This is a genomic window from Pseudomonas sp. B111, assembly GCF_026428275.1.
Classification (GTDB): domain Bacteria; phylum Pseudomonadota; class Gammaproteobacteria; order Pseudomonadales; family Pseudomonadaceae; genus Pseudomonas; species Pseudomonas aeruginosa.
In genome coordinates this window covers 5,678,553-5,693,477 of record NZ_CP097857.1, presented here as the reverse complement: position 1 = coordinate 5,693,477, position 14,925 = coordinate 5,678,553, and the positions used below count along the sequence as shown (strand labels likewise).

Sequence of the window (14,925 nt, the reverse complement as noted above, 5' to 3'; positions counted from 1 at the left end):
ATGAAATGCAAGACCTTGCTCATTGCCTGCCTGTTCGGCCTGGGAAGCGTCCAGGCCCTGGCCGTTTCCAAACTGCCACCGCAGATCCCGGTGCACGCCGGCTCCGGGCGCGTGACACTGGATCTACGCCCCTTGCTGGCGGAAACCAACGACGTCGAGATCACCCGTGTTTCGGTATGTCGGCGGGTCGGCAGCCATTGCCAGGAAACGCTGTGGCGGATCGAGCTCCCGCCCGGGTGGCGTGCCGGGGAGATCGAGGTCTTCGGCGACTATCCCGGCTCCAGCGTGCTCCTGCGCCGGCCGGAGCGCTTGCAGCCAGATGGGAGCTACAACGCATTCATTCATTTCAACGAGCGTAGCCGTCGGCACCGGCAAACGGTTTCCAGCATTGCCGTCGAATTCTGCCTGGCCGGCGAACCTGGCAACTGGATGCTGCTCGACGAAGCGACCTGCCTGGCACGACGCAACGCCGAGGAGCGGCAAGGAGAGAAGCCATGAACGATAGGGTTCGGTCGAGGACGATCGTCTCTGCCCAGTCCATCACCTTGCCCAAGGGCGGCGACGTGCACCTGGTGCCGCCTCCGCCCAAGCCTTGCGTGACCATCGTGGTGCATGGCGTCAACGATCTCGCGGGTTGCTACGAACGGATCGAGCGAGGGCTCTGCCAGGGGCTCAACGAACGCCTGGACATGCCGCCGACCTTGCCCGGCGGGCAGGCCAATCCCGGCTACCTGACGCCGGCGGGCTACAGCCTGCCGGCGGACGACGAAGGCAAGGCGGAGAACCCCGACGCCGTCTACTACCGGCGCAAGTTCGCCAGTGGCGCCGGCGGGGCCGCCGTACGCAGCGTAGTCGTACCTTTCTACTGGGGCTTCCGCGAGGAAGAGCAATACATCAACAAGACCGCGGCCCACGGCGAATGGCTGGACCGCAACGGCAACCGGCTGGACAAGTCCGGCACCAAGGAAGGCGGGCAGTTCGTCAATGCCACCACCAACCTGCCGGACATGTGGGGCCAGGGTTTCAACGGCAAGCTGTTCGGTTTCATCTCGCTGGACTGGTTCGGCGGCACCATGACCCATCCGCTGTTTTCGGCGGCAGGGCGCAAGTACATGGTCCTTGCGGCCATGCGCCTGGCCATGTTGATCAAGATCATCCGCAAGCGTTACCCCGACGACACCATCAATGTCGTCGGGCCCAGCCAGGGCACCCTGTTGACCCTGCTGGCACATGCCTTCCTCAAGGATGACGGCGTGGAGCCGGCGGACGGGGTGATCATGCTCAACTCACCCTACGGCCTGTTCGAACCCCTCAACGAGAAGCTCCAGGGCTGGAGCAGCCAGCAGACCAGAGAGGCGCGGCTGGCCACGCTCAAAGGTATCCTCGAGTTCATCTGCGGCCGACGCCATCCGGTCCCCGCGCTGAGCAGCGTCGCGTTGCGCAACTGCCAAGGCTACGGCGCGATAGGCGGCCCCGGCTGGGTGGGTGGCCAGGGCTGCCAGACGACCATCGACGGGGAACGGCTCAGCTTCGATGAGCGCGACAATCGCGGCAGTGTCTACCTGTATTTCACGCCCCAGGACCAGACGGTGGGACTTGCCAACGTCCAGGGTATCGGCTGGCGCGGCATTGCTGAGCAGGTCAAGGGGCTCCCGGGAAGGACCGGGCTGCCGCAGGGTTTTCACCAGCGCATCTTCACCGTACGCAAGCGCAATGGCGAGAAGGAAAAGATCGGCGGGCACGCCCCTCCCCATGTCTACCCTCTTCTGCTGGCCGGCGAGAAGACCTGGGAAGACACCGGGCTGGGCGGCAAGGACAGATTCGGCCGGGCGAACTTCGACCAGGGCGACAGCGTGCTGCTGACCGCGCCGCGTCTGCCGTTGCCGACGGAAGCGCGATTCGATTTCGACGGAACCGTCACGGCGCCGGGAGAGAACTCCGCCAGCGGCGTCTATCAGGTGCGCGATACCCTCGATCCGATCGACGCCGCCATCGGCATAAGCAACGGCGGCTGGAAGGAAAAGGACAGCGGGCACGCCGTCGCGCAACAGGTGGACGCCGCGCTGGCGTACCGCTACGGGCGCGACGCGCGCTGCGTGGAGAGGGCGTTGAACGAAGGCAAGGAACTGGCCCTGCAGACCCATGTGTTTTCCGCTCGTGAACTGGGCACCGGCATGGTTCTGGTCACCCGCGCGGAAACTCCCTACGAGGCCCGGCTGCGCCTGCAGACGGCGGAGGGCCATCTGGAGCCCTTGTCGTTCCACTCGGCCATACCCAACAACCCGGAGCATAACCGGCGGGTACTGGCCTATGACCTGGCCATCGGGGCCGGGGACAGCGTGGATGATGTGGTTTTCTATCAGTATCTGTGTCGAGTGGCGGATTGGCGGTTGGATTGGAAGGCTAAGGACAAGGGGCTAAATGGCCAAGCAAATGACGAAATACATATTCCGAGCGAAGAGGTGCAAGCGTTGTATCACGCGGAAGAGCCTAAAAATAGCGAGCTAATAGACGCCACTGTAGTCTACCGCAAGAGTGGCAAACTCCCTGTGACAGTAGGAGACAGCCTGCCTTCCTTGGTGGCGACACAAACCATCGAAGACCGCTATTACAGCCGGCCGGTGCGTTTTGGAGGAGCGAGCTGATGCGTTTGACGTTCTCAACACTCTCTCTCGTCGGTTTGCTTTTGAGCAGTTCTGCTGGGTATGCCGCCGAGTCACTTTTGTCTTCGATGCGTTGTTTCGTTAATCCAGCGACGTCCGTTACCGCTTACACCCCGGCCAAGGAGGCCGCCATGTCCGCTGATGCTTATCACGCTCCGAAAACTTCGCCGCGCCTGGAAACCCTGGATGTGCTCAGCATAGGCATGAGCCTGGATGTGTTTCGCCAGGGCCAGGTATGGAAGGCCTTGCAGGAGCAGAATGCGGTGCAGGCCGAGGCCTTGCATGTCGGCAGCATCCTGCCGATGGACCCGAAGAAGTATCCGACGTCTGCGGATGACAAGGATATGGCGTATGAAAAGCGCCAAGCGGACGCCCTGGAACTGGGGCTGAAAAACTTTCTGGAGAAATGGCCGATACCAACGGTGACGGTGGTGCGTAGTTGGGATCCGAGCACTCCTAACCTACGCTTCACTCCGGAGGAGACGCGGGAAAGCCTGTCAGTAAAAGTCAATGATCTCCGTGTTCCGGCTGGACTGCATTGGCATCGGATTGCCAATTTGCAGGATGGCATTATCTGTAACGATACGCCTGAAGGAGTACTGGAGGCGTTGTTCAGTTTGTTCGAACGCAACCCAGACTTGCCAGCAGTGTTGGTGTACGCCAACGAAGGCTTCAATATGGCCGGTTCCTTATCGAGTCGGGATGTACCTTTAAAATCATTAGGGGGAGGTTCTGGCCCACGTGTACCGGGGACCTTGACAGACACCATGGTCGCCCTGATCGTCGGCCGCCCCGAGCGGGTCGACTGGCTACGCCAGTTCGCCCCCTACACCAAGGTCAACGAAAACCGGATCGACCCCGAGTTCCGTGGCTGGGGCTGGCGCAAGCCGCCGGTGGAGTTCCGCCCCACGCCGTTCATTCCCCAGCCCTGGACCGAGCGGGCTCTGGAGCAGTGGGATGCGTTGCCGGTGCTGGCCAGGCTGCATCGGCCGGTGAGTGTGCCGCTGACCCGCCCGGATACCGGCGAACGGCTCAAGCGCGAAGCTCTCACCGCACAACTGGCCGCTGCCTGGAAGACGGCCAGTGCCGGGCTCAGGCCGGCGCCCGCCCGGCTGTTCTACGACGGCGGGTTGAACGCCACGCCGCTGGCCGAACTCACCCCGGCGCTGGGCGCCGCGCAGAGTTCGCTGGACTTGCTGGACTCGCGGGAAAGCTACGACCTGACCCAGCGCCTGGGCGACACCGGCGCGGCCTCGCCCTTCGTTGGCATTGCCCTGGCGACCATGGCCAGCTACCTCAACGGCGACAGCAGCATGGTGATGCCGTTGCGGCGCAAGGACCAGGCGACCCTGATCGGCATCAGCTCGCCGACGCCTGGGAAGAAGCCCGCTCACGACCCGTTCGGCGTCGACCTGCTGCCGCAGACCGCCAGCGGCGACGGTCCGCCGCCATCGGCCGACCCGGTGGCGCCCGCCAGTCGGCTCACGACCCGGTTGCCGCCCGGCGAAGACTATGCCCTGGAAGAGTTCCTGAGCAGCCTCAAACCCAGCACCGACTGGCAGGACGATTTGTAGGTCGATGGTGTCCCGCGCCAGATGGAGTTTTCGTCAGATGACAAGGACAGGTGACCTACAAGCAGGCCCAGGTGCGGTATGGCATCCAGGGCCGGTCGACGGTTCTGGTATGGTTGCGCAAGCATGGTCGGCAGGATTGGAGCCAAGGGGCGTCGATTCGGGCCGAGAAGAGTTGCGCGATGTCTGACCCCAAAACGCTCACTCCAGAGCAGCGGATCAAAGAGCTTGAGCAGCAGCTTGAGTTGATGAGCCAGAAGACTCAGTTCTTCGAGACCGTCGTCGATGTCCTGAAAAATGATTACGGTGTATCGGTCGTAAAAAAGCGATCCGGCAAGTCCTCTCGCAAGGTCAAGTCGCAGGACTGAGCATTGCCAGGGCTTGTCAGTTTCTTGGCATGAGCCGACAGGCTTACTACAAGCGCAATCGAGCTGCTGATAGCAAAGCACGCCAGGCAGATCGGGTTGTCGAATTTGTTCAACAAATCCGGATACGTCAGCCACGACTAGGCGCACGAAAGCTGCACTATCTGCTGCATTGCCAGCCTGATAGGCGGCTCCAAATTGGCCGAGACCGACTATTTCAGGTCCTGGGAGAGCGCCGTTTGCTGGTGTTGCCCAAGCGGGCGTATCACAAGACAACACAAAGCTTTCATCGCTTCTACCGCCATCCGAACCTACTCAAGTCAGGCCCGAACCAGGTTGTCCCGTCAGGACCGGAGCATGTTTGGGTGGCGGACATTACTTACCTGCCAGCCAGTAGCGGCCCGCTGTACCTAAGCCTGGTAACGGATGCGTATTCCAGAAAAATTGTTGGCCACCATGTGCATGAAAGCCTGCATGCCAAGTCAGTTGCACAAGCCTTTAGGCAGGCCCTACGCAAACGGCAGCGTCGCCAGTCACTGGTCCACCACTCGGATCGCGGTATTCAATATTGCTCGGCGCTGTATCAGTCACTGCATGCACGGCATGGCGTCCAGTGCTCGATGACTGACGGATATGACTGCTACCAGAACGCGCTAGCTGAGCGCATCAACGGGATCCTCAAAACAGAGCTGCTGCTGAGTAGCCCTGAAAATCTGGAGCAGACAAGGAAGATGGTTGCTGAAGCCGTGCAGATCTACAACACAGAGCGGCCTCACATGGCCCTGAAAAACAAAACGCCCGATGCGGTGCATCGGGCGTTTTGAGGCCTATCGGCCTACCTGAGCAGGTGTAAACCTATTTCAGGACTAGACAAGACCTGCCTCGCCGCCACCCGCTCCGCCGAGCGGCGCCTCTCCCTCGCCACAGAGACCAGAGCAACCGATCCTGTCCGGCCGGGAATGGCACCCAAGGCCGGGTGCCAGATGGAGGGTCGATCGGCGGATAGTTCCTCGGGGCTGGCCGTTTCACGTCTATAGTTCTGCATGCTCGGATGCCGTTCCTACCAGGACTCCCACAGGAGCAACAGGATGCGCTCATGGCATGGCGTAGTCACGAAAATCGCCAAGCAAGGCAAGGGCGCCGTGGTCAAGAATCGACTCGGCCCGGAAGAGCTTCTGGTGCCCTTCACAGTGAGTACGCTCGTCGAGGTCGACCTGGACGCAAGGATCTACGGAACGGATGTGGACGACACGCCCTGGGCGGAGGGCGACGAACGAAAGGAGGTGCTGGTCGGTACCGAAGTGGAACTGCTGACCGATACGGATACCTTTCCTACCCATGCGTCCCAGGTGCTCAGCGCCAATTTCCGTTTCGCCCTCGACATCGTCAAGGGAGGGCTCAGCGGCCCGGTCAGGAAAGGGGCGGTCCTGGTCATCTACCACGACTTCCAGCAGGAGATCCGGAGAGGCGACTCCGGCAGCGCCTTCGCGGAGGCGGTCGTCGCCTATGCGCGGAACAAGCTCTACAAGCCGGCCTTCGCGATCAAGGCCGATACCAACTACGCCCAGTTGGTTCGGGATCTAGGCAAGGTTGCCGCGGAGAGCGGCGAACAGTACTTCATCGATACGATCCTCATCGCCACCCACGGCACGGCTGGCCAACTCTGGCTGGGCAACCCCCACGGCGATAGCACCGCGGACGTAATGGCCCGGCGTGTCCAGGGCAAGCAGTTCGTCGAGCCCCAGGCCTTTGGTGCGACCCTTCTCGAACTGTTCGGCAAGGAACTGGCCATCGCCCTCTACGGGTGCGACTTCGCCGGGGACGAGGACGGAGAAGCCGCGGCCCTCGAGCTGCGCATCGCCGCCAACGCGAGAGCGGTCTACGCCGGCAAGGGCACGGTGTATCTCAATGCCAGCAAAGAGGGTCGTTCCACGGTGACCTGCAGCAAGGCGATGGTGGTCTACCGGACCGACAAGATCGAGGTACTGGGTGGAAACCAGGTACCGGTATTCGATATCTGAGGCCCCGCTCCGCACTGTCATTGCCGATTGCCCAGGATCTTCGGCCCCAGACGCTCCGCCTCGCCCCTGGCCTTTTCCCTGGGGAGAGCCTTAAGATCGGGAGTCCGCACTGGGGCGGACCTTCTCTTCCTGCGGGTGGTTTCTCCGGATGCTTCCAGACAGCATGGTGGGTAGCAGCGCGCGGCGCCTTCGTTTGCGGCGGACGCGCGGGCGTGTCGGGCTCGGCCTGGTGGCCGGGCTGTCGGTACTGGCAGGCATGACCGACGCCATCGGTTTCCTCGCCACCGGCGACTTCGTTTCCTTCATGAGCGGCAACACCACGCGCCTGGCGGTATCGCTGGGCGAGGGCGACTTCGGCGGGCTGGTGCGGCTGAGCGTCGCCCTGGCCAGTTTCGTCGTCGGCAACGCGCTGGGAGTGATACTGGCGCGCTTCAGCGGGCGCCGGGCGGCGCCGATCCTGGTCTGCTGCGCGATGCTGCTGGCGTTGTCGGCGGTCTGGCCATTCGACTGGAACGTGCCGGCGCTGGTCGCCGCGATCCTCGCCATGGGCATGCTCAACGCCGTGGTCGAGCAGGTCAACGGCCTGCCCATCGGCCTGACCTACGTCACCGGCGCCCTCTCCCGCTTCGGCCGCGGCCTCGGCCGCTGGCTGCTGGGCGAGCGGCGCAACGGCTGGCGGGTGCAACTGGTGCCCTGGAGCGGCATGTGCGTCGGCGCGGTGCTCGGCGCCCTACTGGAACAGCAACTGGGCCTCGCGGCGATGGCGGCGAGCGCAGCGCTGGCGGCTCTTCTCGCGTTGCTGGCACTGGTGATTCCGCGGCCATGGCAGATGGACTATATGGTGCGTTGAGCGGCCGGGAGCTGTCCCATCAAGATTTCAGAAAATCGTTCAGGTAAGCCTGGGAAAGCAGATCCCGGGCGATGGCGCAGGTCATTTGCCCTTCGAATGTACATTTCTCATGAACGAAATGAGCCTGGCGCCAGATTCGCTCATAGGCTTTCATCCGCTTCCGCGACACCAGCTCGCGCATGACCATGTAGCTTTTCACGCACCGATAAAAACGCTCTGCGGCCTGGTCGATCTCGTCCTTGTGCGTCTGGTAACCCCATATCACCGGCAGATTGGGAAACCCGTAGGCGTAGTCCACCAGATCGGCCTTCCACGCCAATATCGCTTTCTGACGCTCTTGCCGGCGCCACGAAAACAATGCTGCCCACGCCACCAGAAGGGTGAGTACGCCGGTGACAGCCGTGATCGCATCCATAATGCCCGCTGTATCGCACGCTTCCATGTTTCCTCCACGACGGCGCTTGCCGATCCTGTGCCGCGACTGCGCAAGGAAGCTTGCCAGGGCTTCCAACCAACCATATATCTTGCCTAGGTGGCGACCTTCCGGCCAGCCCGCGAACCGACCGGGCTCCGCTTGTCTAAAGAACGCGCCAGCACATAAGATGCATGCACACGCACTTATATGGAGTGGCGAGCCGATGAACCGCAGCGCCCTGGATTTCCGCCACTTCGTCGACCACCTGCGTCGCCAGGGCGACCTGGTGGACGTGCACACCGAGGTCGACGCCAACCTGGAGATCGGCGCCATCACCCGCCGGGTCTACGAACGCCGCGCACCCGCCCCGCTGTTCCACAACATCCGCGACAGCCTGCCCGGCGCGCGGGTACTGGGCGCGCCGGCCGGCCTGCGCGCCGACAGGGCCCGCGCCCATTCGCGCCTGGCGCTGCATTTCGGCCTGCCGGAACACAGCGGGCCACGGGACATCGTGGCCACGCTGCGCGCCGCGATGCGCGCGGAACCGATCGCGCCGCGCCGGCTGGAGCGCGGGCCGGTGCAGGAAAACGTCTGGCTCGGCGAGCAGGTGGACCTGACCCGCTTCCCGGTCCCCTTGCTCCATGAGCAGGACGGCGGCCGCTATTTCGGCACCTACGGTTTCCACGTGGTACAGACGCCGGACGGCAGTTGGGACAGCTGGTCGGTGGGCCGGCTGATGCTGGTGGACCGCAACACCCTGGCGGGTCCGACCATTCCCACCCAGCACATCGGCATCATCCGCGAGCAGTGGCGCCGCCAGGGCAAGCCAACGCCCTGGGCGATGGCCCTCGGCGCACCGCCGGCGGCACTCGCGGCGGCCGGTATGCCGTTGCCGGAGGGGGTCAGCGAAGCCGGCTACGTGGGCGCCCTGGTCGGCGAGCCGGTGGAGGTGGTGCGCACGCAGACCAACGGCCTGTGGGTTCCGGCCAATGCCGAGATCGTCCTGGAGGGCGAGATCAGCCTCGACGAAACCGCGCTGGAAGGCCCGATGGGCGAATACCACGGTTATTCCTTCCCCACCGGCAAGCCGCAGCCGCTGTTCCACGTCCATGCGCTGAGCTTCCGCGACCAACCGATCCTGCCAATCTGCGTCGCCGGCACGCCGCCGGAGGAAAACCACACCATCTGGGGCACCATGATTTCCGCGCAACTGCTGGACGTGGCGCAGAACGCCGGACTGCCGGTGGACATGGCCTGGTGCTCCTACGAGGCGGCGACCTGCTGGGCCGTGCTGTCGATCGACGTGCAGCGCCTGGCGGCCCTGGGCACCGACGCCGCGGCCTTCGCCGCACGGGTCGCCGAGACCGTCTTCGGCTCGCATGCCGGGCACCTGGTGCCGAAGCTGATCCTGGTCGGCAACGACATCGACGTCACCGAGATCGACCAGGTGGTATGGGCGCTGGCGACCCGCGCGCATCCGCTGCACGACCATTTCGCCTTCCCGCAGATCCGTGACTTCCCGATGGTTCCCTACCTCGATGCCGAGGACAAGGCACGAGGCAGCGGCGGTCGGCTGGTGATCAACTGCCTGTACCCGGAACAGTTCGCCGGGCAAATGCGTGCCGCTACGGCGTCGTTCCGCCACGCCTATCCGACGGCGCTGCGCAGGCGAGTCGAAGAACGCTGGAGCGACTACGGATTCGCCGACGCCTGAGCGCTACAATCCCCGCCCTGGCGAAAGAGGATCGAGGAAGGTGACCGGGCCAATGACCGAGACGAACGCACTGGGGCTGCCCCAAGGCCCGCTGTACCTGATGACGGAGATCGTCCGCCAGCGCGAACGGCAACTCACCGCCCTGCTTGCCCCTCTCGAACTGGGGCTGCATGAATGGCGTGCGTTGCGGATCATCCACGCCTTCGACGGTGACGTGCCGATGAGCGTGCTCATCGAGCACTCGCAGACCGACCGCACCGCGCTGGGCCGGACCATCGAACGGCTGGTGCGGCGCGGCTGGGTCAGCCGCCTGCCGGACCCGGACGACGGTCGCGCCGTGCTGGTGCGCCGCAGCCCCGCGGCACAGGCGGTGTTCGAGCAGGCCCTGGCACAGGTCGCAGGGCTCGACGAAAGGCTGCTGGCGGCTCTCGGCGCCGGCCCGGAAGAAGAGGCGCTGACCCTCGCCCTGGGCAAGTTGCTGCGGGCCTTCGACGGGCTTTCCCGCGTGACGCAATAGCCTTTCGAGGGCATCTCCGGGTTTGCGAAGCAACTCTCATCCCGGTCATGGACTGACCATCCGGCCCCCTATTTGCTGGCCGACTGATAGCATGGGCGGCCTTCGCAAGCCCATTCGACCCGCAATGCCACGACACCCGCACACCACCCTGCTCCTCTGCCTTTGCCTGACCCTGCCCGGTTGCGAGAGCGGCCGCAGCTACAGCTTTTCCGAGGACGCGCCTGTCACAGGCATCCGCATCCAGCGCGACGACCGCTCGCCGTTGCAGCGCCTGCGGGACTGCGAACGCCAGGGTTGCAGCGAGCGGCAGAAGATCGACCCGTTCACCCCCGATCCTGACTACCTGCGCGCGGAAGGCCACTTCCCGCTGCCCTGGTAAGCTTCCCTCTTCGCCCGTTCCCGACGGGCTTTTTTCCGTTCCCGACAGATACCCTCAGCTGCCCTCAGCGCTTTCCTACGCACCAAGAAGGAAAGCCTCTCGCCTCTCTCGGAACGAGCCGATTTCTCGGCAGTCGCCGTTCGCATTCCATTGGTCACCCAACGGCAACGAGGATCGGCCATGACTGGATTGCCCTCGCATGGCAACGGACGCGCCCCCGGCGCCTGCCCATGTCCGGCCCTACCCGCCCCACTCCGAGGACTGAAGATGAACGACTACATCGCCCGGCTGCGCGAGAAATACGACGACCATTTCGGCTGTGCGCCGAGCATCGTCCTGGACTGCCGTGACTTCTGGAGGCACTGCGTGACGGCACCGGAAATGGCGGTGTTCGGCTACCGCCTGGAAAGCAGCCGGCGCCCGCACCACGTGGTGATCACCGCGGGGATGAGCCAGGCACGGATGCACTTCGCGCCCTATATGGGCAGCGCGCGCTGGTCCAGCGAGCTGATCTGCTACCTTGACGTCCTCGGCGGTGAGGACCTGCGCCACCTGCAGTGGCTCGCCGGCCTGCCGTTCCACGAACGCCTGGCCCTCGGCCACGGACACAGCGTGGCATTCGGTTTCCCGCTCTACGAGCACAGCCTGCTGCGTCACTTCCTTCTCCTGCCGACCCCGCTGGGCGAAGATGCCGCCCTGTTCGACGGTTTCGACCTGTCCGCCCATCCGGTCGACCTGCTCTGGGTCGTGCCGCTAACCGAGCAGGAATACCAGGTGAAAGTGAACAAGCACCTGGAAGGCATCGCCGAAGTGCTGAACGACGCCGGACATCCGCTCAGCCTCGACCGGCATCGCCATTGCTACGTCACCGGCCTACGTCCGGAAGGGTTCGAGCGGATACTGCATTAGGTCGCCGGACAACCGGAGCAAGAGGCCCGTCGCCAGGCCCTACCTTCGTCGGGGAAGCCGGCGATGACGTTTTTCAATCGGTTCGATGCCGTTTTCCCCGCTTGCCGATCCGCTCGCCGTCTACGATTCTTGCTGGACGTGAGAACGGCTCCGGAGGGGCGCGCATGAAAACCGTGGCACAACTGTTGAACGCCAAGCAGAACCAGCAGGTGTACACCATCGGACCGGACGAGATGGTGCTCGACGCCCTGCGCCTGATGGCGGAAAAGAACATCGGCGCGCTGCTGGTGGTGAACCATGGCGAGGTGGTCGGGGTGGTCAGCGAGCGCGACTACGCGCGCAAGATGGTCCTCAAGGGCCGTTCGTCCATCGGTACGCCGATCAGCGCGATCATGAGCGCGCCGGTGGTCAGCGTGGACTCGAAGCAGAGCGTCGACACCTGCATGAACCTGATGACCGATCGCCACCTGCGCCACCTGCCGGTCGTGGAAGACGGCCAGTTGCTCGGCCTGCTGTCCATCGGCGACCTGGTCAAGGCGGCGATCGCCGAGCAGGCCGAGCTGATCCAGCAACTGGAACAGTACATCCGCGGCGACTGAAGCGTACATGCCGGCCCTGCCCTTTTCCCGCCGGCTCACGCGATAATCCGCGGCTGTTCCCGTTGCGAGCCGCCGCCATGTCCTCTCCGCCGAAGATCCGCCGCTACATTCCCGCCGACCGCGATGCCACCCTCGCCATCTGGCTGGAGGCCTCGCGCGTCGGCCACGGTTTCCTCGGCGAAGCCGAGTTGCAGAAGCAGAAGGCACTGGTTCGCGATCATTATCTGGATGCCTCGGAAACCTGGCTGGCGCTGGACGGCGATACGCCGCTGGGCTTCATCGGCCTGCTCGATGCCTTCATCGGCGGCCTGTTCGTCGCCCCGACGGCCCACGGGCGCGGGATCGGCCGGCAACTGGTGGAGCACGCGGCAACCCTGAAGGGCGCGCTGGAGGTCGAGGTCTACGCCGCCAACCGCGAGGCGCTGGGGTTCTACGCACGCTGCGGCTTCGTCGAGAGCGGCCGACGCCCGCGTGACGACGAGGGGCGCGCGCTGGAGATCGTCCAGTTGCGCCGCGAACACTAGTCGCCCTTGCGGAAGACGCTCGGCGAGACGCCGCTCAGGCGCTTGAAGAAACGGGTGAAGTAGGCCGGCTCGCTGAAGCCGAGGCGGTCGGCGATCTCGTTCACCGTCATCGCCGTGTAGACCAGGTCGCGCTTGGCCTCCAGCAGCAGGCGCTGGTGCACGATGCCCAGTGCGGTCTGCCCGCTGAGGCGGCGCGCCACGCTGTTCAGGTGTGCCGGGGAGATGCCCAGGCGACGCGCGTACTCGTCGATTCCCAGGTGCTCGCGGAAATGCCGCTCGACCAGTTGCGAAAAGGCCGATAGGTATTCCTGACCACGACCCGGCCGTGCCTCCGCCCGCCGGACCATCACCTGCCGCCCCAGCCACACCGCCAGCACGCCGATCAGCGACTGCAACAACAGCTCGCGCGCCGGCGCAGCGCCGGCGTACTCGCCGTCTATGGCGTCGAACAGCGTGTCGATATAGCGCCGGTCCGCGCCCACCGGGTACAGCCCCGGCGCTTCCAGCGCCTGGCGCTGCGCGCCGAGGTGCGCCTGCAAGCGGGCCAGCAACGGTGCGGCGAGCGTCAGCACGTAGCCGTCGATGCGCTCGGAGAACTGGAAGCCATGGATGCACAACGGCGGTACGAACTGGATGGAGGGCTGCTCGACGCGAGTCGGCTCGCCCTCGACCTGGAGCTGCGCCCAGCCCTTGCGCACGTAGAGCAACTGAGCGAGATCGGCATGCCGGTGCGGCTTGATCTCCCAGTCGTGCAGGCGACTGCGGGCGGGGATCGACTCGCAGTGCAGCAGGTCCGGGGTCGGCCATTCGAGGGGCGCGCCGTAGAGCTTGAACACCGGGACGTCGCGGGTGGAATCCGTCATCGAGCCCTCCGAGCGAAATGGCCGATTGCCGAACAGAGTTTATAAAAGTCCAGAAATAGATCGGCAATTTGCCTTCTATAGCACCCCACGGCAAACAAAAATACAGCCACCTCCAGACAAGATCAGCGCCGGCGCATGCGCCGCCGGCCAGCCATAACAGCGAGAGGGCTATCCGCAATGAAGACTCAAGTCGCCATCATCGGCGCCGGTCCGTCCGGCCTCCTGCTCGGCCAGTTGCTGCACAAGGCCGGCATCGACAACGTGATCCTCGAACGCCAGACCCCGGACTACGTGCTCGGCCGCATCCGCGCCGGCGTGCTGGAACAGGGTATGGTCGACCTGCTGCGCGAGGCCGGCGTCGACCGGCGCATGGCGCGCGACGGGCTGGTCCACGAAGGCGTGGAGATCGCCTTCGCCGGGCAGCGCCGGCGCATCGACCTGAAGCGCCTGAGCGGCGGCAAGACGGTGACGGTCTACGGCCAGACCGAGGTCACCCGCGACCTCATGGAAGCCCGCGAAGCCTGCGGCGCCACTACCGTCTACCAGGCCGCCGAGGTGCGCCTGCACGACCTGCAAGGTGAGCGCCCCTACGTGACCTTCGAACGCGACGGCGAACGGCTGCGCCTGGATTGCGACTACATCGCCGGCTGCGATGGCTTCCACGGCATCTCGCGGCAATCGATCCCGGCGGAACGGCTGAAGGTCTTCGAGCGGGTCTATCCGTTCGGCTGGCTCGGCCTGCTCGCCGACACCCCGCCGGTCAGCCATGAACTGATCTACGCCAACCATCCGCGCGGCTTCGCCCTGTGCAGCCAGCGTTCGGCGACCCGCAGCCGCTACTACGTACAGGTGCCATTGACAGAGAAGGTCGAGGACTGGTCCGACGAGCGCTTCTGGACGGAACTGAAAGCGCGCCTCCCGGCCGAGGTGGCGGAGAAACTGGTGACCGGTCCTTCGCTGGAGAAGAGCATCGCGCCGCTGCGCAGCTTCGTGGTCGAGCCGATGCAGCATGGCCGGCTGTTCCTCGCCGGCGACGCCGCGCACATCGTGCCGCCCACCGGCGCCAAGGGACTGAACCTGGCGGCCAGCGACGTCAGCACGCTCTACCGGCTGCTGCTGAAGGCCTACCGCGAAGGGCGGGGCGAACTGCTGGAACGCTACTCGGCAATCTGCCTGCGGCGGATCTGGAAGGCCGAACGCTTCTCCTGGTGGATGACTTCGGTGCTGCATCGCTTCCCCGACACCGACGCGTTCAGCCAGCGCATCCAGCAGACCGAACTGGAGTACTACCTGGGCTCCGAGGCGGGCCTGGCGACCATCGCCGAGAACTATGTCGGCCTGCCCTACGAGGAAATCGAGTAGGCCGCGCCACCCCGGCGCAACGCCGGGGCACCGTTCCCAAGGCGGGACGCAACGTTGGCGCAGGCGAATATCGACGAAAGACGACCCTCGGATCGATATTCCCCGGCACCTGTCCTACCCCAGGCGCAGTATGATGCCCGCTGCCTTCGCGTTCCGTCCGCCCCAGGTGCCGT

14 protein-coding genes and 1 pseudogene are annotated in these 14,925 nt (G+C 64.7%); 13 read left to right on the top strand and 2 right to left on the bottom strand.

The window, feature by feature from the left end; translation table 11 throughout:
* From M6E97_RS26350 to M6E97_RS26325, 6 genes and pseudogenes are all read left to right on the top strand, one after another.
* Nucleotides 1-498: a hypothetical protein gene (locus tag M6E97_RS26350; RefSeq protein ID WP_003111943.1), complete on the top strand. Its 498-nt coding sequence runs from the start codon at nucleotides 1-3 to the stop codon at nucleotides 496-498.
* On the top strand, nucleotides 495-2,645 hold the full coding sequence (locus tag M6E97_RS26345; RefSeq protein ID WP_033939410.1) for an effector protein Tle3 domain-containing protein: 2,151 nt from the start codon (nucleotides 495-497) through the stop codon (nucleotides 2,643-2,645). The genes M6E97_RS26350 and M6E97_RS26345 overlap by 4 nt, the downstream gene beginning before the upstream one ends.
* Nucleotides 2,645-4,237, top strand: a complete 1,593-nt coding sequence (locus M6E97_RS26340) for a type VI lipase adapter Tla3 domain-containing protein (protein ID WP_277424738.1) — start codon at nucleotides 2,645-2,647, stop codon at nucleotides 4,235-4,237. Before M6E97_RS26345 ends, M6E97_RS26340 begins: the two co-directional genes overlap by 1 nt.
* A 41-nt stretch (nucleotides 4,238-4,278) precedes the next feature.
* Nucleotides 4,279-5,423, top strand: a pseudogene (locus tag M6E97_RS26335) (IS3 family transposase); the annotation flags it as partial.
* 264 nt (nucleotides 5,424-5,687) lie between these two features.
* Nucleotides 5,688-6,620, top strand: a complete 933-nt coding sequence (locus M6E97_RS26330) for a hypothetical protein (RefSeq protein WP_003084116.1) — start codon at nucleotides 5,688-5,690, stop codon at nucleotides 6,618-6,620.
* Between the two features lie 163 nt (nucleotides 6,621-6,783).
* A complete protein-coding gene (locus tag M6E97_RS26325) occupies nucleotides 6,784-7,470 on the top strand; it encodes a YoaK family protein (protein WP_003106170.1) in 687 nt (228 codons plus the stop codon).
* Nucleotides 7,471-7,489: 19 nt separating this feature from the next.
* On the opposite strand, the gene M6E97_RS26320 is transcribed toward M6E97_RS26325, so the two are convergent.
* Nucleotides 7,490-7,912 carry a hypothetical protein gene (locus tag M6E97_RS26320; protein WP_003118121.1) on the bottom strand — a complete coding sequence of 141 codons (423 nt, stop codon included), beginning with the start codon at nucleotides 7,910-7,912 and terminating at the stop codon, nucleotides 7,490-7,492.
* Between the two features lie 196 nt (nucleotides 7,913-8,108).
* Here M6E97_RS26320 and hudA point away from each other — a divergent pair, with 196 nt between their 5' ends.
* From hudA to M6E97_RS26290, 6 genes are all read left to right on the top strand, one after another.
* Nucleotides 8,109-9,599 (top strand): UbiD family decarboxylase HudA, encoded by a 1,491-nt coding sequence (gene hudA / locus M6E97_RS26315; RefSeq protein ID WP_033939412.1) that lies wholly within the window; start codon nucleotides 8,109-8,111, stop codon nucleotides 9,597-9,599.
* Between the two features lie 40 nt (nucleotides 9,600-9,639).
* On the top strand, nucleotides 9,640-10,116 hold the full coding sequence (locus M6E97_RS26310) for a MarR family winged helix-turn-helix transcriptional regulator (protein ID WP_003118626.1): 477 nt from the start codon (nucleotides 9,640-9,642) through the stop codon (nucleotides 10,114-10,116).
* A gap of 91 nt (nucleotides 10,117-10,207) precedes the next feature.
* Nucleotides 10,208-10,495 (top strand): hypothetical protein, encoded by a 288-nt coding sequence (locus M6E97_RS26305; protein WP_003137130.1) that lies wholly within the window; start codon nucleotides 10,208-10,210, stop codon nucleotides 10,493-10,495.
* A gap of 267 nt (nucleotides 10,496-10,762) precedes the next feature.
* Nucleotides 10,763-11,404 carry a suppressor of fused domain protein gene (locus M6E97_RS26300; RefSeq protein WP_003106166.1) on the top strand — a complete coding sequence of 214 codons (642 nt, stop codon included), beginning with the start codon at nucleotides 10,763-10,765 and terminating at the stop codon, nucleotides 11,402-11,404.
* A gap of 164 nt (nucleotides 11,405-11,568) precedes the next feature.
* The gene (locus M6E97_RS26295) at nucleotides 11,569-12,003 is read left to right on the top strand and encodes a CBS domain-containing protein (RefSeq protein ID WP_003084101.1); all 435 of its coding nucleotides are present in this window, start codon (nucleotides 11,569-11,571) and stop codon (nucleotides 12,001-12,003) included.
* A 77-nt stretch (nucleotides 12,004-12,080) separates the two neighbouring features.
* Nucleotides 12,081-12,527, top strand: a complete 447-nt coding sequence (locus tag M6E97_RS26290; protein WP_003084100.1) for a GNAT family N-acetyltransferase — start codon at nucleotides 12,081-12,083, stop codon at nucleotides 12,525-12,527.
* On the opposite strand, the gene M6E97_RS26285 is transcribed toward M6E97_RS26290, so the two are convergent.
* A complete protein-coding gene (locus M6E97_RS26285; RefSeq protein WP_023086877.1) occupies nucleotides 12,524-13,390 on the bottom strand; it encodes a helix-turn-helix domain-containing protein in 867 nt (288 codons plus the stop codon). The genes M6E97_RS26290 and M6E97_RS26285 overlap by 4 nt on opposite strands.
* Before the next feature lie 177 nt (nucleotides 13,391-13,567).
* Between M6E97_RS26285 and pobA the strand changes: the two genes are divergently transcribed.
* Nucleotides 13,568-14,752, top strand: a complete 1,185-nt coding sequence (gene pobA / locus M6E97_RS26280) for a 4-hydroxybenzoate 3-monooxygenase (RefSeq protein WP_003084095.1) — start codon at nucleotides 13,568-13,570, stop codon at nucleotides 14,750-14,752.
* Nucleotides 14,753-14,925: the final 173 nt, after the last annotated feature.

Coding starts and splice junctions, on each gene's coding strand:
- M6E97_RS26290 (WP_003084100.1), top strand. CDS start 12,081: ATGTCCTCTCCGCCGAAGATCCGCCGCTACATTCCCGCCGACCGCGAT.
- M6E97_RS26295 (WP_003084101.1), top strand. CDS start 11,569: ATGAAAACCGTGGCACAACTGTTGAACGCCAAGCAGAACCAGCAGGTG.
- hudA (WP_033939412.1), top strand. CDS start 8,109: ATGAACCGCAGCGCCCTGGATTTCCGCCACTTCGTCGACCACCTGCGT.
- M6E97_RS26340 (WP_277424738.1), top strand. CDS start 2,645: ATGCGTTTGACGTTCTCAACACTCTCTCTCGTCGGTTTGCTTTTGAGC.
- M6E97_RS26325 (WP_003106170.1), top strand. CDS start 6,784: ATGGTGGGTAGCAGCGCGCGGCGCCTTCGTTTGCGGCGGACGCGCGGG.
- M6E97_RS26330 (WP_003084116.1), top strand. CDS start 5,688: ATGCGCTCATGGCATGGCGTAGTCACGAAAATCGCCAAGCAAGGCAAG.
- M6E97_RS26350 (WP_003111943.1), top strand. CDS start 1: ATGAAATGCAAGACCTTGCTCATTGCCTGCCTGTTCGGCCTGGGAAGC.
- pobA (WP_003084095.1), top strand. CDS start 13,568: ATGAAGACTCAAGTCGCCATCATCGGCGCCGGTCCGTCCGGCCTCCTG.
- M6E97_RS26345 (WP_033939410.1), top strand. CDS start 495: ATGAACGATAGGGTTCGGTCGAGGACGATCGTCTCTGCCCAGTCCATC.
- M6E97_RS26305 (WP_003137130.1), top strand. CDS start 10,208: ATGGGCGGCCTTCGCAAGCCCATTCGACCCGCAATGCCACGACACCCG.
- M6E97_RS26300 (WP_003106166.1), top strand. CDS start 10,763: ATGAACGACTACATCGCCCGGCTGCGCGAGAAATACGACGACCATTTC.
- M6E97_RS26285 (WP_023086877.1), bottom strand. CDS start 13,390: ATGACGGATTCCACCCGCGACGTCCCGGTGTTCAAGCTCTACGGCGCG.
- M6E97_RS26320 (WP_003118121.1), bottom strand. CDS start 7,912: ATGGAAGCGTGCGATACAGCGGGCATTATGGATGCGATCACGGCTGTC.